Genomic DNA, 20,004 nt, shown 5'->3' on the forward strand with positions numbered 1-20,004 from the left:
AGACGGCAACGACCTGGGAAACAGAGGGCGTCCGATTCCCCACTTACTGACGTCCGCCGCGCGCCCGCACGCACGCGCACCGGGGCGATACCTGCCAGAGCTCCCGTGATGCCGGCATCCCCGTGACCGAGACCGACACGACGCGGCAGGGCGGTGCGGGCGAGTTCGTCCTCACCGAATCCCGTGATCGCTACACCCCGCAGCCGGCCGCAAGGCAAGATCCGCTACCCAGGTCGCCCTGGGGGCAAACCAGACACGAATGCCCCCACAGCAACCTCTTTGGATCTTGAGCTCTCGCGGTCTCGGGATGGCCGTCACAGATCGTGACCATCATGGTTGTGGCGGCGCTGCGCCGGCCGGGCGTCCCTACGGGGCCAGGCGGGCGGCGGCCCGGCGGCGCAGCTCGGCCTTGATGATTTTGGCCGTGGACGTCCGGGGGAAGTCCGCCACGGCTTCCAGGTACTCCGGGACCTTCTGGCGGCCGAGGCCGGCACCGAGCAACGATGCGCGGATCTCGTCGAGGCCGGGAGCGGGCGTGCCCGGCGCCATCCGCAGCACCGCGCCGACCTTCTCGCCGAACCGGTCGTCCGGCACCGCGATGACGGCGACCTCGAGCAGCGCGGGCACGACCTGGAGCAGGAGCTCCTCGACCTCGGCCGCGCTGATGTTCTCGCCGCCGCGGATGACGATGTCCTTCTTGCGATCGGTGATGGTCAGGCAACCGGTCTCGTCGAGCACGCCGATGTCCTCGGTGCGATACCAGCCTTCGGCGTCGAAGGCACGCTCGGTCAGCACCGGGTCGGTGTAGCCGATGGCGCAGTCCGGCCCGCGGGACCAGATCTCGCCGGGAGTCCCGGTGGGTACGGGCCTGCCGTCGTCGTCGAGCAGTTTGATCTCGACTCCGGACATCGGCCGCCCGTCCGTGCGCAGCCGCGACCGGGCATCGTGCGTGTGCAGGGAGCCTGTGATCGACGGATGCTCGGTCGAGCCGTAGCTGCGCAGCAGGGAGATGCCGGCCTGGGTCGCTCGTTCGCCGACGGCCACGGGAACGGCCGACCCGCCGAGGCCGACGTAGCCGATCAGGGCCAGGTGCTCGGCGGTGCAGTCGGGATGGTCCAGCAGGCTCGTCAGGAAGAAGGTCGAGCCGGACCCGGCGGAGAGCTTCCAGGTACGCATCAGAGACAGCACCGTGGCCGGGTCCCAGACGTCGACGAGATGCACCGGCCTGTCGTACATGGCAGGCATGAGCATCGAGTTGAGCATGCCCATGAAATGGCCGACGGGGGCGCCGGTGAGCGTGTTGCGGCCGCCGGAGGCGTCCATGCCGACGAGCTGACGCAGCTCCGCGCCGAGCGTGTTGTGGGAGTGCACGACGCCCTTCGGGTCCGAGGTCGTGCCCGAGGTGTAGGCGACGACGACCGGGCTGTCCGGGTCGGTCGTGGCCGGTTCGGCGAGCGTCGGGCCGTCCGCGAGGGCGTCGAACGGGATGGCGTTCGCGGGCAGCGGCTCATCCTCGGCTCCGACGACGGCGACCACGGTGACCGACGGCGCGGCGGCCAGGACGGTCGGGAGATCGGCGAGGAAATCGCGGCGGCCGAACCGCGCCGCGGTCACGAAGGCGACCACCTCGGTGCGGCGCAGGATGTACGAGACCTCCTTGACGCCGTAGAAGTGGACGATGGGCACGACGACGGCGCCGAGGAACGAGGTCGCGTAGAAGGCGACGGCGGCCTCGGCCCAGTTGGGCAGCTGGAAGGCGACCGTGTCACCGGGACGCACCCCACGTGCGGCGAGACCGCCCGCGACGGCGAGCGCGCGTTCCCGCAGCTCACCGAAGGTTCCCGACCAGGGCCGCTCGGCGGAGTGGACGTGGAACTCCTGCGTGGCGTGGTCGCGTAGCGACTGGTCGATCGTCGCGCTGAAGGCCGCGTCGTCCCAGTGGCCCTCGCGCCGCCACGCGGCGGTCACGTCGGCGGGGATCTTTCGGGCCGGCCATCGCTGTGCGGACATGCGCTCTCCTCGCGGCCCTCCCGCCCGCCGGGCGCGAGGGATCGGACCATGCTCCGGAGCGCGCGCCAGCGAGCGCGGACGCCGACCCGAGAAAGGGTCTGGGCCGCGCGGGCAGCGTCGCGCGGGTTGTGCCGGGCGGACGGCCGACGGGTTGGGTTGGCGGGGCTGCGTCAGCGGGGTTGCGCCGGCGGGGTTGCGCCGGCGGATTGCGTGGTCTAGAAGGACTGGCTGTCCGAGGGCGCCTGGCGCAGGCCCTCGAGGGTCGCCCGCAGCCGCGGAATGTCCGAGCGGCAGATACCTCCGAGGCAGAACTCCCAGAGGTATTCGCCGAGGTCCTCCGGCGCCCAGGGCCCGTGCGCGAACGAATAGTGGTGGAAGACCGACATGGTGACGAGTGAGATCATCTGCGCGTCGCGCGCGGAGTCGCTCGGGGGCAGCAGGCCCGCGTCCTGCGCGTCGCGCAGCTCCCGCTCGATCAGGTCGACGAATGGATGATCGGCCTCCGCGACCTCGTCCGGATAGCGCTCGCGTAGCCGCCAGTGCTCCGAGGTCACGAAACGGCCGCCCGGCACGTCCTTGGACAGCCCGGACACGGTCCGCGTGAGGTAGTACCGCAGCCGTGACACCGGGTCGGGCAGCTCGCGGGCGGCCTCCTCGTAGCGCGCCGCGCTCTCCGCGACGAGATCCCCGAGTACGGCCAGCAGCAGCTGGTCCTTTCCCGCGAAATGCCGGTAGAAGGTCTGCATGGCCACGCCCGCCTCCTTCACCAGTTCCTGCGTCGTGAAGGAGGCACCCTTGGTGACGGTCAGGCGACGGGCGGCCGCGATGATGTCCCCCGCCTGTTGCACGCTCCGTGATCGTGAGCGGTTCACCACCGGGGATCGGTCGGCGGCGCGTTCGGCCCAGGCCATGGCAGCAGACTACCCGCGCTCAGACCGGCGACAGGACCACGACGGGGATAGGCCGCTCGGTGCGGGTCTGATAGGTGTTGTAGTTGGGCCAGGCCCGAGCGACGATTCCCCACAGCCGCGGCTTGTCCTCGTCCGACGCCGTCGACGCGCGGACCTTGAACTTCTCGCCGCGGACCTGGATCTCGGCGTTCGGGTCCGCCAGCAGATTCCGGTACCACAGCGGGTGCTTCGGAGCGCCACCCATCGACGCCACGACCAGAAAATCGTCGCCGTCCCTGGCGAAGATGAGCGCGGTGGTGCGGGGCTGGCCGGACTTGCGCCCGGTCGTGGTGAGCAGCAGCGTGGTCACGCCGTTCCAGCGGTAGCCGACCTCGCCGTCCGTCTCGCGATAGCGCTGCACGTGCTCGTCGCCCACGAGCAGGAGATCGGGGGCCTGGTAGCTCGGTGTACTCATCGTGCGAGCCCTTCTGCTGGTCCGGGTGGAATCGGCTGCCGGTCCGGGTGGAATCGGCCGACCGTCTCGTCTCGGGACGGAATGCGGTCAGCCGAACAGCACGGGGATTTCGGTCGCGCCGCGTTCGTACATTCCGATCAGCTGCGGCTGCGCGGCGTCGGGGTCGAGTCGTAGGTTCGGTAGCCGGTCGAGCAGAGCGTTGACGCCGGTCGTGATCTCCGCCCGGGCGACGTGCATGCCCAGGCAGATGTGCGGGCCACCGCCGAAGCCGAGCGACCGTTTCATCGGCCGGTGGATGTCGAACTCGTCCGGGCGCTCCCAGCGCGCCGGGTCCCGGTTCGCGGCGCCGATACAGAGATGGATGACCGAGCCCTTCGGCAGGTGCACGCCGTGGAAGTCGACGTCCGCGGTGACCCAGCGGGAGAACATCGGGTCGGTCGGGCACCAGCGCAACGACTCCTCGATGGCCGCTTTCAGGAGTGTGCGGTCCTCCCTGACCTCGGCCAGCGCCTCGGGCCGCGACAGCAGGGCGGTCAGGGTGATGCCCATCTGCTTCCAGGTGGTGCCGGAACCGGCGAGCAGGAGCAGGACGGCGAAGGAGTAGATCTCCGCGTCGGACAGGTGGTGCCTGGTGCCATCCTCGTCAACCACCTCGGCTGCGACGAGGATGCTGATCAGGTCGTCCTTGGGCTCCGCCCGGCGCGCCGCGACGATCGGGGCGATCCTTTCGATGACCTTCGGTGTTTCCATCAGGACCTCGCGGAGGTCCAGCGCCTGCTCGACGGGGACACCGAAGCTGCTGGTGATCGTCAACACCGGGATGGCCGCGCAGAAATCGACGTTGAGCTCGGCGCGGCCGTCGTTCTCGAAGCTGTCGACGAGGAGGGCGACGGTCTGTTCGATCCAGTTCACGCCCCACCATTTGGCCTTCGCCGGCACGAAGGACGGCTGGACCAGCGCGCGATAGCGGCGGTGGCGGTTGCCGCCCATTGTCAGCAGGCTCGTGCCGACGCCGATGTCGCCCTGGGTGCCGAGGTCCGTGGACGAGGAGAACAGCTTCTCGTTGCGGTAGACCTCGTCGCAGACGGCGAAGCTGAAGGTGGAGAAGTGCGGCCTGTCCGACTCGGGAAGGCCGTGAAAGAAGGCGTCGCCCTGGTAGCCGGTCAGCTCGTGGACCGTGCCCGGATGGACGGGTGCCCGCTCGCGCAGTTCGTGCCAGACGGGGTTGGGATCCGACCCGTAGTCGCCGCCGGTGGCGAGGTTGTAGCTGCTGCGCAGGTCGAACAACTTCCGGACGCGCTCTCGGTCCAGGAGGTGGGTGGCGGTCACGTCTGTTCCTTGTCTCGGGCCAAGCTCAGCGCACCCGTGGGATCAACAACCGTGACGGTGTCGTTGCCGGCCATGTCAGACGCCGGCCAGAACAGGGGGTTCGGCCGGGGTGAAGCGGTAGAGCTTCTCCGCGTTGCCGCGCAGCAGCTTGTACTGGGTCTCCTCCGGCAGGTGGCTGATGATGCCCTTGACGGTCTGGATGCAGTTCGGCCAGGTCGAGTCGGAGTGCGGGTAGTCCGTCTCGCACATGATGTTGTCCTCGCCGATTTCTGCCAGGCTGGCGATGCCGTGGTGGTCCTCGATGAAGCAGCCGTAGATGTGATCGCGGAAGAGCTGGCGGATGTCGAGGGTGTCGAGGTCGGCGTTGGTCACGGCCTGGTGGTCGGCGAAGAAGGCTCCGCGCTGGATCCAGTAGCGCTGCTTGTCGAGAACCTGCTCGGCCCGCTCCAGGTAGTAGGGCATCCAGCCGACCTCACCCTCCGACAGGGCGATCTTCAGATTCGGGTGGCGCTGAAGATGCCCGGAGAACAGCCAGGACAGCATCGTGCCGGAGGTGCGCATCGCGCCCCAGGTCAGGTTTGCCAGGAAGGGTGTGTTCGAGGCGATCTTCGGTACCTGCGACGACGAGCCAACATGCATCGAGACGACCATCCGCAGGTCGTTGGCCGCGGCCAGCACCGGCTCCCAGTAGCCGGACGGGTCGTGAATCGTCGGCAGGCCCAGCGGCTCGGGGTTCTCGGAGAACGCGAACGAGGTCGAGCCCTTCGCCGCGCAGCGCTCCATTTCCGCGACCGCGAGCTGCGGGTCCCACAATGGGATCAGGGTGAGTGGAATGTAGCGGCCGGGCGCCGCACCGCACCATTCCTCGAGCATCCAGTCGTTGTAGATCTTCAGGCACTCCAGGCCGAACTCGCGGTCGGACGCCTCGTAGAACATCTGCCCGCAGAACCGGGGCAGGGTCGGGAAGCACAACGAGGCGAGGACCCCGGCCTGGTTCATGTCCTTGATGCGCTCGGCGGCGTCGTAGCATCCCGGGCGCATGTCCTTGTAGGCCAGCGGTTCCGGGGAGAACTCCTCCTTGGACCTGCCGACGACGGCGGACAGGCCGGACGACGGGAACTTCCTGCCGTCGTAGACCCAGTAGTCCATGCCCGTGCTGTCGACCTCCATGTGCGGGGCGCGGTCGCGATCCTTGGCCGCGACGCGCTCGACCCACAGATGCGGCGGCTCCAGCACGTGGTCGTCAACAGAGATCAGCCAGTCGAGGTTCAGGTTCGAGGTCACACTTCCTCCTGTGGATCGATCGGATCGCGAAACCGGCGCTCTCAGCGGAGATCACCGACGGAGATATGCTTGATCTCCTGGAAGGATCGAATTCCGTCGGGCCCGCGTTCGCGGCCGAGGCCGCTCTGCTTGTAGCCACCGCTCGGCGCATAGGCGCTGAACAGACCGGCGTTCACGTTCACCGCGCCGGTCCGCAGCCGGCGGGCGACGGCCGTCGCCGCGGTGACGTCGGCGCCGTAGACCTGGCCGGACAGACCGTAGGGACTGTCGTTGGCGATGCGCACCGCGTCGTCGAGGTCGCGGTAGCCCAGCACGCTGATGACCGGGCCGAAGATCTCCTCCTGCGCGGCCGGGTTGCTGTTGTCCGGCAGGTCGAGCACCGTCGGCTCGACGTAGTAGCCGGCGCCGAGGCCCGCGGGCCGGCCGCCACCCTGGGCGATCTTGGCGCCGTGCCGCTCCGCCGCCGCGATGACGCGGGCGCACCGGGCGCGGGCCGCGTCGTTGATGAGCGGCCCCATCGTCGACGCGGGGTCGGTCGGGGCGCCGACCTTCAACGCGCCGTACGTCCGGGAGACGATCTCGACGACTTCGTCCTTGCGGTCGGCGGGCACGATCATCCGGGTCGCGGCGACGCAGGCCTGGCCCGCCGTCAGCGCGACCACCGCCGCGGCGCCCGCGCCGACCTTCTCGACCGCGTCCGGCAGGTAGATCTGCGCCGATTTGCCGCCCAGCTCCAGCGCCACGTGCTTCACCGTCGGCGCGGCCTGGGCGAGGATGCCGCGGCCCACCGCCGTCGAGCCGGTGAACGACACCATGTCGACCGCGGGGTGGCTGGTCATCAGCTCGGCGCCGGCCGAGCCGTCCTCGATGACGATGCTCAGCACGCCGGCCGGCAGGCCCACCGCGTGCGCGGCACTTCCGAAGACCAGCGACGAGATCGGCGTCAGCGGGCTAGGTCGCAGCACCACCGAGTTGCCGGCCATGAGCGCCGGCAGCAGCTTCTGGAACGCCATGATGATCGCGCCGTTGTACGGCGTGATCGCCGAGACGACGCCGACCGGCTCGAACCGACGGATGCTGGCCCTGACCCCGCCGCGGATCAGCTCGTCGAGGGGGACCGGGTTGGCCTCCTCGTGCGGCAGCGACAGATACAGGTCGATCGTGCCGCGCGCGAGCGTGATCCCGGCCGCGTACTGCGCGAACTCGGCGAACAGGGTCGGCTGCCCCGCCTCGGCGATCATCGTGGCGACGAGCCGCTCGTGGGCGCGTTCCAGCTCGTCGATCATCGCGCGTAGCACGGTGGCCCGCTCGGCCGCCGGGGTGTCCGCCCAGACACCGTGGTCGAAGCTGTCGCGTGCCGCGAGGATGGCCCGCTCGACATCCGCGGGTGACGCCGCCGCGACACTCGCGACGGTCGTCTCGTCGGCCGGGTTTTCGACGTCGAACGGTTGGCCGCCGTCGGCCCAGGCACCAGCGATGTACGAGGTGCGTTCGGCGAGGATCTCTGTCACGAGGGCTCGCTCCTTCCTGTCTCGGCCCTGTCCCGGCCCTTCCGGCACCGGTCTTCCTGCTCCGGCCGCGTCAACGTCCACCGGCGGTGCTGGGCTGGTCGGCGTGCGCGGGGGCAGGTGTCGAGAACCCGCCCGCCCGAGTTCGGGTCAGACCGGATCGGACGTGTAGACGACCGCGCCGCCGAAGTGGGGCGAGGACTGGCAGGCGACGCCCACCGTCGCGCGCTCGCGCTGACGCTCTCCCGCGCGGCCGGACAGCTGCAGATAGCACTCGAGCATCTGGGGGACGCCGTGCATGCGACCGGTGCCCAGAGCCCCGCCGCCGGAGAGCACCGGCAACGCGTCGGGTTTGTCGCTGTCGATCCCGCCGGCCTCGACCAGACGGTGCGCCTCGCCCACCGGGCAGATACCGAGCGATTCGAGCCAGAAGTAGACGAACGGCGAGAAGCCGTCATACATCTGGGGCAGGTCGACCTGGTCAGGCCGGATCCCGGTGGCGTCCCACAGCCGGCCGGCGAGGCCGGTGCCGGCGGCCATGATGTCGTCCAGCGGCCAGTGCAGCGGCAGTCGGTGGGCCGGCGTCGTGGCCGAGGCGTACCCCGCGATGTGGACCGGCCTGTTGGGCAGGTCCATCGCCCGTTCCGCGGTCGTGAGGACGAACGCGGCAACCCCGTCGACGGGCATGTCGCAGTCGTATCGGCAGATCGGGTCGCTGAGCATCGGCGCCGCCAGGTACTCCTCGACGCTGAGCGGCCGGTCGTGCCAGACCGACCACGGGATGCGGGCGCCGTTCTTGCGCGCCTCGGCCACGACGAGCGCGGTCGTCTCCCGGCTGGCGCCGTAGCGCTGGAGATACTCGTTGTACGGGAAGGCGATCATCGACAGTGGGCCGAAGAAGCCCTGCGGCGCCGTCCACTGCAGCGGGCCACCGACGCGGGTCATCGGGTTGCCGTGGTAGCTGCCGGGCGGGTTGTGCAGCGCCCGGTGCAGCAGCACGTACTCGGCCGCGCCGGTGGTGAGGGCGCCGACGGCGAGTGCCACGGCCCCGGGTAGCTGCCCGATGCCCTGGAAGCCCGCCGTGTAGCGCACCTCGGTGCCGATGTGGCCCGCGAGCCACTGCGCCGTCACGGTGCTCACGCCGTCCTCGATGGCATGGGCACCGGACGTCGGGAACAGCGAGGCCGCCACGAACCCGTCCACGTCGGCTGGCGCGAGTCCGGCGTCCGCGATGGCGGCACGGGCGGTGTCGACGGTGAGCGCGCCGAGCGGCCGCGGTGCGTGTCGACGGATGTCGCTGTGCGCGTAGCCGACGATCGCGACCTGGCCGCTTGCGGCCATCCGGCCGCTCACGGTGCGCCCGCCTGACCGGTGCCCGCCTGATCGGTACCCGCGGGCCCGACTCCCGCCAGCCGGAAGGCGGGGACGGACACCTCGGGCGTGACGTCCTCGAATGCCACCTCGACCGCCGCGCCCAGCACCAGCGGGGCGTCCACCCCGTCCACCAGGCGACCGATCGTGCGCAGCCCGGCCTGCACGGCAAGCTCGACGTCGACGAGCACGAACGGGACCTCGAACCCCGGCAGGAACGCCTGCCGCACGACCGTCCACGACCGCACGACACCCCGCCCGCTCACGGGCGCGAAGGCGAACCCAGGGTCGGAGCTGCCGCACGCTGGGCAGATCTGGTCGGGCGGGATGACGTAGGTGGCGCAGGTGCCGCAGCGGGCAACGGTCAGTACGTGCCTGGCCGCCGCCTCCCAGTACGTGGCCGAGACCTCGTCCGGGACTGGAAGGGGCCGGCTCGGTGCGGCCGGTGCGGCCGGCGAGGTCACGGGATCGCCCCGGCATCCTGCAGCGCCGCGATCTCGTCCCAGGTGTAGCCCAGGTCGAGCAGGATCGCCTCGGTGTGCTCGCCGTGCTCCGGCGCGCGCCGCAGCCGCGCCGGCGCTCCGTCGAACTGCACGGGGACGTTCGGCAGCCGGTAGGTCGGGCCGTCGTCGAGGGTGACCTCACCGACGTAGTCGTTGGCGAGCACCTGCTCGTCGGCCAACAGTTCCTCGATGGCCTGGATCGGCGCCCAGGGTGCGTCCAGCCGGGCGAGCAGTTCCTTCCACTCGGCGAAGGTTCGCCTGGCGAACTCGGCCTCGAGCTCGTCGATGCAGGCGTCCTTGTGCGTCGCCCTGGACCGCAGGTCGGCGAAGCGCGGGTCAGCGGCCAGGTCGTCCCGGCCGATCAACTCGCAGAACGGGGCCCAGTAGCGGTCGGCCTCCAGGAACACGAGTTGGATGTGTCGCCCGTCGCTGGTCCGGTACGCGCCCACCACGGGATTCACATACCCCTGCCGGCCGCTCGCCGCCCGTGGCGTGCCACCGGCGAGCGCCGCGAGCACGTCGGAGGACAGCGTCCACATCGCGGTCGCCAGCAGGGAGACATCGACGACGGAACCCGCACCGGTCCGCTCGCGGCCCAGCAGCGCGGTCGCGATCCCGAAGGCCAGCGCCATCGCGCCGTTGCGGTCGCCCATCGCGCCGCGCTGGCCGATCGGCATGTCGCGGTCCGGCGGGGTCAGGACGTGGGCCATCCCGCCCTGGGCCCAGAACGCCGACGAGTCATAGCCCTGCCGGTCGGCGCTCGGCCCGCGCACGCCGAAGCCGTGGCCGTGGGCGTAGACGAGGCGGGGGAAGCGGGCGGTCAGCGCCTGCGCGTCGAGGCCGAGGCGGGCTAGGGCGCCGGGCCGGACGTTGGTGAGGAAGACGTCGGCGGTCGCCAGCAGCTTGTCGAGCGCCGCTCGTCCGGCGTCGCTGCGCAGGTCGAGGGCGATCGAGCGCTTGCCTCGGTTGGCGAGCGCGACCGAGAGGTTCACGCCGCCACCGTCGGTGCCGATGCCCTGGGTCGCGAGCGCGCGATAAGGGTCGCCCTCGAGCCGTTCGACCCGGACGACATCGGCTCCCCAGTCGGCCAGTAACGCGCCGGCCACCGGCACGAACACCCACTGGGCGAGCTCGACCACGCGTAAGCCGTCGAATGCACCCTTTCCCATGCGGCACCCTCCTCCCTCTGATCGATGACGACCGCGTCCGATCGGGCGCGGTCCATGCGCGGCCATGCCGTCGGCGGTGGGACCTCGGCCCGTTGCGTCGCCGGGCTGATCCCGAGACCGCCCGACTGACTGTAAGTCGCGGCTCCTGGCTTGGGAATACCTAATCTCGTTTTCAGTAGAACGTTGACTTCTCTAGATGGTGTTGCGATCCTCCTCACAGCCACTCCGCCCGGCTGTCGGCGGAGCTCACCGGCATCGCGTCGCATGGCCGCCGGATCGTCGCCACCCATGCTCCGGGCGGGAGATCTTGGTCATCAATCGACAATTGATCATGAGGGTCGCGACAAACCAACGAATCGAGGTATCCGCTCATGCGGAAGTACGGCTCCCGCGCCGAGGCTCCTGGTCGCAGACTGGTGGCTCCACGCTCGGCCGTCCGATTAGGTGCCCTGGCCGGTGGACTGGCGGCGAGCCTGCTCGTCCTGTCGGCCTGCGGCAGTGGCGGCAGCGCCGGCGGCGGTTCGACCGCGAGCTCGACGCCCGCCGCGAACGTGCTGGGCCCGCTGTCGAAGGCGACCGGCACCCCCGTGAAGATCGGGCTGATCTCCGACGGCAAGTCGTCGATCGTCGATCAGTCGATCGAGTTCACCGCCGGCAGGGCCACCGCCGGCTACCTCAACGATCACAAGGCCGGCATCGCCGGGCACCCGATCCAGCTGGTGACCTGTGCGGCCCAGTCCGACGTGTCGAAGACCACGGACTGTGCCAACCAGATGATCGAGCAGGACGTGGCCGCCGTCGTGATCGGTGGCGTGTCCGCGCAGGAGAGCGCCTGGACGCCCCTGCACAACGCGAACATCCCGACGGTGTTCTACTCGGTGAGCACAGCCTCGATGCTCGCCGACAGCAAGAACACCTTCGTGCTCGCCGACCCGACCTTCGCGCTCATCGGCCTCCCGCTGCAGCTCGCGGAGAAGGACAAGGCCAAGCAGATCACCGCGGTCGTCATCGACGTGCCGGCGGCCAAGGGCCTGCTGCAGGAGAAGGCCCCTGCGCTGTTCAGCAAGGCCGGCATCGGGTACAGGTTGCTCGCCATCGCCCCCGGCGCCGCGGACATGACGCCGCAGATGCAGCAGGTGGCGAACAGCGGTGGGGACGTGTTCGTCCTCGGAAACGACTCGTTCTGCATCAGCGCCTTCAAGGGCCTGCAGGCCGTCGGGTTCAGCGGCGGGATCTCCGCCATCGCGCAGTGCATCAGCGACGCGACCCGTACCTCCGTCCCAGGCAGCGTGCTGGACGGCATCAGCATCGCGGCCACCGTCCCGCTCGGCACGGACAACCCGTCCACCCAGCTCTGGAACGCCGTCGCGGGCACCTACGGCAAGGACATCGACACGACCCGCGACGCCAGCCTCAGCATCTTCACGGCTCTCTCCGGCCTGCAGGCCGGGACAGCGGCCCTGAAGGGCGACGTCACGCCGGCGAGCATCACCGCGGCGCTCAAGGCGATGCCGCGCACAGAGCTCCCGGGCGCGGGCGGGCTGACGTTCCAGTGCAACGGTGCCGCGGTCGCCGGTGACCCGGCCTCCTGCGTCAAGGGCGGACTGATCAGCAAGCTCGACGGCAAGGGCAATCCGGCGGCCTACACCGTCGGCGGCACCACCTAGTCAGCCCGCGCGTTCGCGCCAGCCCCGCCGCGTCGACCACTGCCTGGCCGCGGCGTTGACCTGGACAACGGGAGATCGTGATGGAACACGTCGGTGCGCTCCTGCTCGGGCTTGGCAACGGAGGTGTGTACGCGGCTCTCGCGCTGGCCCTCGTGCTCACCTATCGGAGCTCGGGCGTCATCAACTTCGCGACCGGCGCGGTCGCCCTCTACGTCGCCTATGTCTATGCCTATCTGCGCCAAGGTGAGTTACTGCTCCTTCTCCCCGGACCACCGGTGTCGGTCGGCATCGGCGGGGATGTCGGTTTCGTGCCGGCGCTGCTCCTCGCGCTCGTCTTCGGCGCGGTGCTGGGAGTTCTGCTGTACCTGCTGGTCTTCCGGCCCCTGCGGGAGGCGCCGCCGCTCGCCAGGGCGGTGGCGTCGCTCGGCGTCCTGGTGGTCATCCAGTCGGTGGTGGCGATCCGGATCGGGACCGCGCCGGTCTCCGTCTCGACGATCTTCCCCGCGCATCGCTGGCAGGCCGGTTCCGTGCGGCTGCTGTCCGACCGGTTCTATCTGGCCGTGACCGTGCTGGTGCTCACGCTGGTACTGACCGCCGTGTTTCGCTTCACCCGGTTCGGCCTCACGACCCGGGCCGCCGCCGAGTCCGCGACCGGCGCCTACGTGAGCGGGGTGTCCCCGGACCGGATCGCCCTGTTCAACTGGATGATCAGTGGTGTCGTCGCGGGCACGGCCGGAATTCTCATCGCCCCGCTGAGCCCGCTCGTCCCCACGACCTACACGCTGTTCGTCGTTCCTGCCCTCGCGGCGGCGGTCGTCGGCAACTTCCAGAGCCTCGTCCCGACCGTCGCGGCTGGCCTCGCCATCGGCATGCTGCAGTCCGAGGCGGTCTCGCTGGCAGCGAAGCACACCTGGCTGCCGACGACGGGCACCTCCGAGCTCGTCCCGCTGCTCGTCATCCTGGTCGCGCTGCTGATCTCGGGCCGGGGGATCCCGGCCCGCGGCGGACTCGTGCGCCAGCCGCTCGGCCGCGCGCCGCGACCACGCTCCCTGCTGGTACCGACGGTGAGCGGCACCGTCCTCGGCGTTGTCGCCCTGCTCGTCACGCACGGCACCTGGCGCGGCGCCGTCATCGGCAGCTTCATCGCCGCGATCATCGGGCTGTCGCTCGTCGTCGTGACGGGATACGCGGGCCAGGTCTCGCTCGCGCAGCTCGCCCTGGCCGGTGCCGCGGCCTTCTCCCTGAGCGGCCTCACGACGAGCTGGCACATCCCGTTCCCGTTCGCGCCGCTGCTGGCCGCCCTCGTCGCGACGGTGCTCGGCGTGGTGATCGGCCTGCCCGCGCTACGCCTACGCGGTCTGACCCTGGGCATCGTCACCCTGGCGCTGGCCTACGCGATCGAGGCGGTCTGGTTCCGCAACACCGATTTCGTCAGCACCGCCGGCGGCCAGGTCCGGCAGCCGAAGATCTTCGGTCTTGACCTCAGCGTCGGTGTCGGGCACGCGTTCCCGCGGCTGCAGTTCGGTCTGCTGTGCCTGATCGTCCTGGTGCTGGTCGCCCTCGGCGTCGCCAGGCTGCGCACCAGTCGGCTCGGCGCCGAGATGCTGGCCGTTCGGGCGAACGAGCGGTCGGCCGCCGGAATCGGCATCAACGTCGTCCGCGTCAAGGTCGCAAGCTTCGCTCTTGCCTCCTTCATCGCCGGCCTCGGCGGAAGCCTTCTGGCCTACCGCAACGGTGTCGTCACCTACGACGCCTATACCGCGATCGGCGGCCTGAGCCTCATGTCGACGGCCTACCTGGCCGGTGTGACCTCGGTCTTCGGCGGCGTCAACGCGGGTGTCATGGCCGGCACCGGCATCACCTTCCTCGCGGTCGACCGCTGGGCGCACCTCGGCCAGTGGTTCCCCGTCCTGTCGGGCCTCTCGGTGATCCTCGTGCTGATCGGGCACCCCGAGGGCCTGGCCAGCGCCGGCCACGAGCTCGCGGATCGGATCGCGACCTGGCGGGCGGGACGGCGGCCCGCGGGAGCGGCCGCACCCGCGCCGGGCGCCGCTGATGTCGAGCAGGAAGCCGCCACGGTCCTGACGGCTTCGCCCGGCGTGGTTCCCTCCCCGCGCGCGGGTGTGCCGCTGGAGGTCAGCGGCCTGACCGTGCGCTATGGCGGTGTCCGCGCCGTCTCCGACGTCTCGCTGCGGGTGGCGCCCGGCTCCGTCGTCGGACTCATCGGCCCGAACGGCGCCGGCAAGACCAGCGTCATCGACGCCATCACCGGCTTCACCCGGGCCAGCGGGACGGTCGTCCTGGGCGGTGCGCCGATCGAGGACATCCCGTCGCACGCCCGCGTCCACCGCGGCCTCGCCCGTACCTTCCAGTCCCTCGACCTCTACGAAGACCTCACCGTCGCGGAGAACGTCAGCGCGGCGATCTCCGGCCGGCACCGGCACTCCGACCCGCTGGCCTCGGCGCTGCGCCTGCTCGGTATCACCGACCGCGCCGAGCGGCCGGCCGCCGCGCTCAGCCACGGCGAGCGCCAGCTCGTCTCGCTCGCCCGCGGCTGTGCCACCGACCCGTCGGTGCTGCTGCTCGATGAACCGGCGGCCGGCCTCGACACCCGCGAGTCGCGCTGGCTGGGGGAGCGCATCCGCGGGATCGCCGGAAGCGGCGTCGGCGTGCTCCTCGTTGACCACGACGTCGCCCTGGTGCTGGACATCTGCGACTACATCTACGTGCTCGACTTCGGGAAGGTCATCGCCGCGGGCAGTCCGGCCGAGATCCGGTCGAGCCGCGCCGTCGCGGATGCCTACCTTGGCCAGGTGCACGGCACCGGCGGCGCGGGTGGCACCGGCGGCGCGGGTGGCGCGGGTGGCGCGGGTGACGCGGGTGGCGCGGGTGGCGCGGGCGAGCCTGCGATGGGCGTGGACGGAACCGCTCAGCTTCCGGATGCGACGGTGGTGATCTCATGACCAGCCTGACCACGACGGCCAACCCGGCCTCGTCCGCCGCGGGTGACCGGCCCCGGCTCGCCTGCCAGGGGCTCGCGGGCGGCCGCGGGACGACGGCGGTGTTCCACGACGTCGACCTGACGCTTGGCACGGGCCAGGTCCTCGCTCTGCTCGGGCCGAACGGCGCCGGCAAGAGCACGCTGCTGTTGACCCTCGCGGGGCTGCTGCGCGCGCAGGCCGGCGAGATCAGCGTCGACGGCACGCCGCTGCGCCCCGGCCGCCCGACGGCGGCGAACGTGGCCGGCCTCGTGCTTGTCCCCGACAATCGGGCGCTGTTCTCCAGCCTGACGGTCGAGGAGAACCTCCGGGTCGCCACCCGACGGCGAGGGCCGAGACCGCGGGCGATGCTGGATGCCTTTCCCGACCTGGAGAAGCGCTGGCGGGTCCAGGCCGGCGCGCTGTCCGGCGGTGAGCAGCAGATGCTGGCGCTGGCCCGCGCGCTGATCCAGCAGCCGCGGGTGCTGCTCGTGGACGAGCTGAGCATGGGTCTCGCGCCGCTCATCGTCGAGTCGCTGTTCGCGGCCATCACCCGGATCGCCACCGACCATGGCTGTGCGGTCGTCCTCGTCGAGCAACACGTGGGCCTGGCGCTGGGCGCCGCCGACGAGGCGGCCGTCCTGAACCGTGGCCGGATCGTGCTGCGCGGCCCGGCAACGGAGCTGGCGGCGCACCCTGAGCAGCTTGAGAGCGCCTACCTCGGCACCTACCGCCAACCGGCATCGGCCCGCCGACCGGAATCGGCGGCCTCAGGTGCCTGACCTGGAAGAACTGCCCGACTGGGAAGAACTGCCTGACCTGGGAGAACCGATCGTGCCGACGACACCGACCGACCGTGAGATCGGGTTACCCGCCGATCTCGATCGCGCGCTTTCGCCCGGTTGGCTGAGCCGGGCGCTGGGAACCCGTTTCCCCGGGATCGGGATCACCGCGGTCACCCCTGGTCCGGTGGTCAGCCGGGTCTCGACCAACGCCCGGTTCCGGATCGAGAGTGCTGGCGGGATTCCCGTCGGACTCTCCCCGAACCTCTGCGTCAAGGGCTATTTCGGCGAGGTCGCCCGGCAGGCCAGCCCGGCTGGCGTGCCCGAGGCGGGCTTCTATCGCGATCTCGCCGACCACACGGGCATCCGGACGTTGCGCTGCGTCTACGCGGACGTCGACCCCGCCACGGGCCAGAACATCATCATCACCGAGGACGTGGTGCCCCAGGGCGCGGTCTTCCTCGATGGGACGAGCGACTACACCCCGGACCAGGCCGCCGCCAGTCTCGACGAGCTGGCCCTCCTGCACGCCCGCACCTGGGCCGCACCATCACTCGCCGAGGTCGACTGGCTACGCAGCCGGCTTGAGGTCTACCTGGCGGTGCGCGGCGTGCGCGAGATCGCGGGCAACTTCGACTCGTGGATCGGCGCCGGCGTGCCGGCCGAGGTGCGCGACGCCGAGCGGCTCGTGGCGAGGTACCGCGAGCTTGCCGCGTGGACGGCCCAGGCCGAGCCGTGGAACGTGATTCACGGCGACCCGCATGTCGGCAATCTCTACCTGGACGGCGCCGGACGGCCCTCGTTCCTGGACTGGCAGCTCGCGCAGCGCGGGCCCTGGTACATCGACGTCGGCTATCACCTCGCCTCGGTGCTGACCGTCGCCGACCGCCGAAACCGCGAGCGCGACCTCCTCACGCACTACCTGGAGCGCCTGCGCGCGTACGGTGCCCCGGCGCCGAGCTGGGACGAGGCCTGGCCGTGCCTGCGTCGGGGCATCCTGCACGGCTTCTACCTGTGGGGCATCACGATCAAGGTTGATCCGGCCATCACCTCGGCGCTGCTGGAGCGTCTCGGCACCGCCGCCGCCGACCACGACGCCCTCACCGCGCTCGCCGACTGACCCGGTGGCCGCCGTCCGCTCGTCACGGCGCCCAACCTGTCCTCGATCACCACTTTCTATCAACTTCTGGGATAGGCGTCCGGTATCCGTAGAAAGGCACAGGAATGACTGAGAAGACCGGCAAGCTGCGGGGCAAGGTCGCGTTCATCACCGGTGCGGCGCGCGGCCAGGGACGCTCGCACGCCGTCGCGCTCGCCAGGGAGGGCGCCGACATCGTGGCGCTCGACATCGCGGCCCAGATCGATTCCGTTCCCTACGCCATGGCCACCCCTGACGATCTTGATGAGACGGTCGCGCAGGTCAAGGCGGCCGGCGGTCGGTGCAAGGCCGTCGTGGCCGACGTCCGCGACATCCACGCCCTGGACGCCGCCGTCAAGGAGACCATCGCCGAGTTCGGCCGGCTCGACATCGTGCTGGCGAACGCGGGCATCCTGCACATCGCCCGGCCGAACGAAACCCTGGACGACGCGACCCAGAACTGGGGCGATGCCGTGGGTGTCATGCTGACCGGCGTCTTCAACACCATCCGAGTCGCGGCCCAGCCCATGGTCGACCAGGGCGACGGCGGCTCGATCGTCATCACCAGTTCGACCGCGGGCCTTGCCGGCCTGCATGACGGCACCGGTGGCGTCGCGGGCTACAGTGCGTCGAAGCACGGCGTCGTCGGGCTGATGCGGGGCTACGCGAAGCTGCTCGGGCCGCACCGGATCCGGGTCAATACCGTCCACCCGATGGGCGTCGCCACGCCGATGGTGATGAACGAGCAGTTCGCCGCGCTCTACGCGGACCCGGACAACGCGGCCATCCTGAACGTGTCGCCGCGACTGCTGCCGATCAACATTCTGGACGCCTCCGACGTCAGCAACGCGATCGTCTGGCTTGTCTCGGACGACGCCCGTGCCGTCACCGGCATCACGCTGCCCGTCGACGCCGGTGTCACCATGCCGTAGCCACGGCGCTGATCACGAGCGAGCCGCTCTCGACCATGTTCACGCGGCCGATCCAGGGGACTGGCACGCTCAGGGCAGGGGCCTAATTTGATGGCCCCTTCAAGTTAGGCGTACACTTCGGCGGAAGTTGATGGTGCCTTCAAGATATGGGGCCCCGTGGACCTCGCCCCGGGTGTGCCTGGGCGCGCCCGGCCCCTGCCCTTCGTTGCCCTGGAGCTCGCGATGGCCACCCTGCTGCACATCGACTCGTCCGCGTTCGCCGGCGAGGCATCCACGTCCCGCGCCGTCACGGCGGCCTTCCGCCGGGCATGGTCGGAGGCGAATCCGGGCGGGACTGTGATCTACCGTGACCTGGCCGCCGAGCCGGTGCCGCACATCACCGAGGACGCCTACACCGCCGGTGCGGTGGACCCGGCCGTGCACACCGAGGGGCAGGCGGCGGCGTTCGCGCGTCGGGTCGTGCTGATCGAGGAGCTGGAGGCCGCCGACGCGGTGGTGATCGGGGCGCCGATGTACAACTTCACGGTGCCCTCCAGCCTGAAGGCGTGGCTGGACCAGGTGATCCTGATCGGCCGCACCGGGATCGCGCCGGACTCGAAGGTCAAGGGCACGCCGGTGACGGTGGTGACGAGCCGCGGCGGCTCCTACGCGCCGGGCACGCCGCGGGCACCGCACGAGCACGTGCTGAACTACCTGGAGTCGGTCCTGTCGGTGATCTTCGAGATGGAGCCGCGGTTCATCGTCGCGGACCTGACGCTGGCGGCGCGGATTCCGGGCATGGAGCATCTGGCCCCGCTCGGGGAGAGGTCCCGGGCGCAGGCGCTGGAGGACGCCGAGTCCGCCGCCCGCGAGGCCACGGCGGCGTAGCGGCGGCGGCCGGGCTGCCGGGGGCGCGGACTACAGAGGTAGGGGCGCAGCCTCGGGGCGGGCGCGCAGGCCTTCGACGAGCAGCGCGAGGACGCGGCGGCGGCCGAGGTCCTCGCCGGCGCGCACGAGGTCACCGTTGACCTGAAAGATGCGGCCGATGTCATCGGCGCCGACGTCGCCGCGCAGCGTCCCCTCGGCCTGGGCCGCCGCTGCCAGTTCGGCGGCGAACGCCAGCGACCGGTCGCACACGGCCTTCAGCGCGGGGGCGTTGGGATAGCGCCGCGAGATCGCATCGTTGAACGCCGGGTCGGCGGCCTGGCTCTGGCAGGTGGTCTCGACGAAGGTCAGCAGCCTCTCCCACGGGCCATGCCGCGTCTCGGTGGCGGCCAAGGCGCGGTTGACCAGACGGTCGGCGAGCTCGGTGACGACCACGTCGAGCAGAGCGTCACGGCTGCCGAAGCGGTTGTAGATCGTGCCAACGCTCACCCCCGCCAGCTTCGCGATCACCTCGAGCGGGGTGTCCAGGCCGTGTTCCGAGAAGGCGTCCGCCGCGGCCTGCCGCAGCTTCTCGATGTTGCGGCGCGCGTCGGCGCGCAGCCGCGGGCAGCCGGCTGCCTCGGGCACCGCTACTCGCCCCCATTCACTGTGCGAGGAATGGTTCACGTTGTGACTAGTTCGCATTGTGGCTAGTTCATGTTGTGGCTAGTTCATGTTGTGGTTGCGTGACCACGAACTTGATTCTACCGTCAAGTTGTGGTGTCAGTGCTTCCGCGCAGCGGTGGCCACGGCCGGCCCGACGCGCCGCGGCGAGGTGAGGGGGCGATCGGAGACCGTCGGCGGCCCACCGAGGTCGGCCGCCGACGGTCCTGAGCGAGGGCTCAGAAACCCTGTTGGTGCATGGCGGCGTCCACCGCGGCGGCGTCGGCCGCGGCGTGTTCCGGGGAGTTGGCCACCACGGCCTCGGTGGTGAGCAGCAGCCCGGCGATGGAGGCGGCGTTCTGCAGCGCCGAGCGGGTGACCTTGACCGGGTCGATGATGCCGGTGGCGATGAGGTCGACGTACTCGCCGGTGGCGGCGTTGAGGCCGTGGCCGGTGGGGAGG

17 protein-coding genes are annotated in these 20,004 nt (G+C 70.6%); 6 read left to right on the plus strand and 11 right to left on the minus strand.

Going from position 1 to position 20,004, the window contains the following annotated elements:
* Positions 1-366: 366 nt before the first annotated feature.
* The 9 genes from MXD95_RS10890 to MXD95_RS10930 all read right to left on the minus strand — a co-directional run bounded on the left by MXD95_RS10890 (position 367) and on the right by MXD95_RS10930 (position 10,539).
* Complete coding sequence (locus MXD95_RS10890; protein WP_250640452.1) at positions 367-2,010, minus strand: AMP-binding protein; 1,644 nt, start codon at positions 2,008-2,010, stop codon at positions 367-369.
* Between the two features lie 215 nt (positions 2,011-2,225).
* Entirely contained in the window at positions 2,226-2,858 is a 633-nt protein-coding gene (locus tag MXD95_RS10895) for a TetR/AcrR family transcriptional regulator (protein WP_250640457.1), read from the minus strand.
* Between the two features lie 82 nt (positions 2,859-2,940).
* Positions 2,941-3,375, minus strand: a complete 435-nt coding sequence (locus MXD95_RS10900) for a nitroreductase family deazaflavin-dependent oxidoreductase (RefSeq protein ID WP_250640458.1) — start codon at positions 3,373-3,375, stop codon at positions 2,941-2,943.
* 87 nt (positions 3,376-3,462) lie between these two features.
* Positions 3,463-4,704 (minus strand): cytochrome P450, encoded by a 1,242-nt coding sequence (locus MXD95_RS10905; RefSeq protein ID WP_250640459.1) that lies wholly within the window; start codon positions 4,702-4,704, stop codon positions 3,463-3,465.
* Positions 4,705-4,779: 75 nt separating this feature from the next.
* Positions 4,780-5,988, minus strand: coding sequence for an amidohydrolase family protein (locus tag MXD95_RS10910; protein WP_250640460.1), 1,209 nt, complete (start codon positions 5,986-5,988; stop codon positions 4,780-4,782).
* A 41-nt stretch (positions 5,989-6,029) separates the two neighbouring features.
* Positions 6,030-7,499, minus strand: coding sequence for an aldehyde dehydrogenase family protein (locus MXD95_RS10915; protein WP_250640461.1), 1,470 nt, complete (start codon positions 7,497-7,499; stop codon positions 6,030-6,032).
* A 147-nt stretch (positions 7,500-7,646) separates the two neighbouring features.
* Entirely contained in the window at positions 7,647-8,849 is a 1,203-nt protein-coding gene (locus MXD95_RS10920; protein ID WP_250640462.1) for a thiolase family protein, read from the minus strand.
* Positions 8,846-9,331, minus strand: a complete 486-nt coding sequence (locus tag MXD95_RS10925) for a Zn-ribbon domain-containing OB-fold protein (protein WP_250640464.1) — start codon at positions 9,329-9,331, stop codon at positions 8,846-8,848. Before MXD95_RS10925 ends, MXD95_RS10920 begins: the two co-directional genes overlap by 4 nt.
* Positions 9,328-10,539, minus strand: a complete 1,212-nt coding sequence (locus MXD95_RS10930) for a CaiB/BaiF CoA transferase family protein (protein WP_250640467.1) — start codon at positions 10,537-10,539, stop codon at positions 9,328-9,330. The genes MXD95_RS10925 and MXD95_RS10930 overlap by 4 nt, the downstream gene beginning before the upstream one ends.
* Before the next feature lie 371 nt (positions 10,540-10,910).
* Between MXD95_RS10930 and MXD95_RS10935 the strand changes: the two genes are divergently transcribed.
* From MXD95_RS10935 to MXD95_RS10960, 6 genes are all read left to right on the plus strand, one after another.
* Complete coding sequence (locus tag MXD95_RS10935; RefSeq protein ID WP_250640469.1) at positions 10,911-12,206, plus strand: ABC transporter substrate-binding protein; 1,296 nt, start codon at positions 10,911-10,913, stop codon at positions 12,204-12,206.
* Positions 12,207-12,286: 80 nt separating this feature from the next.
* Positions 12,287-15,169, plus strand: a complete 2,883-nt coding sequence (locus tag MXD95_RS10940) for a branched-chain amino acid ABC transporter permease/ATP-binding protein (protein WP_250640471.1) — start codon at positions 12,287-12,289, stop codon at positions 15,167-15,169.
* Positions 15,166-15,966, plus strand: coding sequence for an ABC transporter ATP-binding protein (locus MXD95_RS10945; RefSeq protein WP_250640472.1), 801 nt, complete (start codon positions 15,166-15,168; stop codon positions 15,964-15,966). Before MXD95_RS10940 ends, MXD95_RS10945 begins: the two co-directional genes overlap by 4 nt.
* 28 nt (positions 15,967-15,994) lie before the next feature.
* A complete protein-coding gene (locus tag MXD95_RS10950) occupies positions 15,995-17,086 on the plus strand; it encodes a phosphotransferase (protein ID WP_250640478.1) in 1,092 nt (363 codons plus the stop codon).
* A 104-nt stretch (positions 17,087-17,190) separates the two neighbouring features.
* Positions 17,191-18,036, plus strand: a complete 846-nt coding sequence (locus tag MXD95_RS10955) for a mycofactocin-coupled SDR family oxidoreductase (protein ID WP_250640474.1) — start codon at positions 17,191-17,193, stop codon at positions 18,034-18,036.
* 156 nt (positions 18,037-18,192) lie between these two features.
* A complete protein-coding gene (locus MXD95_RS10960; protein ID WP_250640475.1) occupies positions 18,193-18,903 on the plus strand; it encodes an FMN-dependent NADH-azoreductase in 711 nt (236 codons plus the stop codon).
* Between the two features lie 30 nt (positions 18,904-18,933).
* Here MXD95_RS10960 and MXD95_RS10965 read toward each other — a convergent pair whose 3' ends face one another.
* On the minus strand, positions 18,934-19,527 hold the full coding sequence (locus tag MXD95_RS10965; protein ID WP_250640476.1) for a TetR/AcrR family transcriptional regulator: 594 nt from the start codon (positions 19,525-19,527) through the stop codon (positions 18,934-18,936).
* A gap of 254 nt (positions 19,528-19,781) precedes the next feature.
* A partial coding sequence (locus MXD95_RS10970) for a TCP-1/cpn60 chaperonin family protein (RefSeq protein ID WP_285223596.1) occupies positions 19,782-20,004 on the minus strand: 223 nt, incomplete at its 5' end.

Origin of the sequence: Frankia sp. AiPa1, assembly GCF_023243075.1 — a bacterium.
Classification (GTDB): domain Bacteria; phylum Actinomycetota; class Actinomycetes; order Frankiales; family Frankiaceae; genus Frankia.

Bases quoted from the DNA above. Each gene is read 5' to 3' on its own strand.
- MXD95_RS10890 (WP_250640452.1), bottom strand. From the start codon at position 2,010: ATGTCCGCACAGCGATGGCCGGCCCGAAAGATCCCCGCCGACGTGACC.
- MXD95_RS10900 (WP_250640458.1), bottom strand. From the start codon at position 3,375: ATGAGTACACCGAGCTACCAGGCCCCCGATCTCCTGCTCGTGGGCGAC.
- MXD95_RS10930 (WP_250640467.1), bottom strand. From the start codon at position 10,539: ATGGGAAAGGGTGCATTCGACGGCTTACGCGTGGTCGAGCTCGCCCAG.
- MXD95_RS10935 (WP_250640469.1), top strand. From the start codon at position 10,911: ATGCGGAAGTACGGCTCCCGCGCCGAGGCTCCTGGTCGCAGACTGGTG.
- MXD95_RS10940 (WP_250640471.1), top strand. From the start codon at position 12,287: ATGGAACACGTCGGTGCGCTCCTGCTCGGGCTTGGCAACGGAGGTGTG.
- MXD95_RS10945 (WP_250640472.1), top strand. From the start codon at position 15,166: ATGACCAGCCTGACCACGACGGCCAACCCGGCCTCGTCCGCCGCGGGT.
- MXD95_RS10955 (WP_250640474.1), top strand. From the start codon at position 17,191: ATGACTGAGAAGACCGGCAAGCTGCGGGGCAAGGTCGCGTTCATCACC.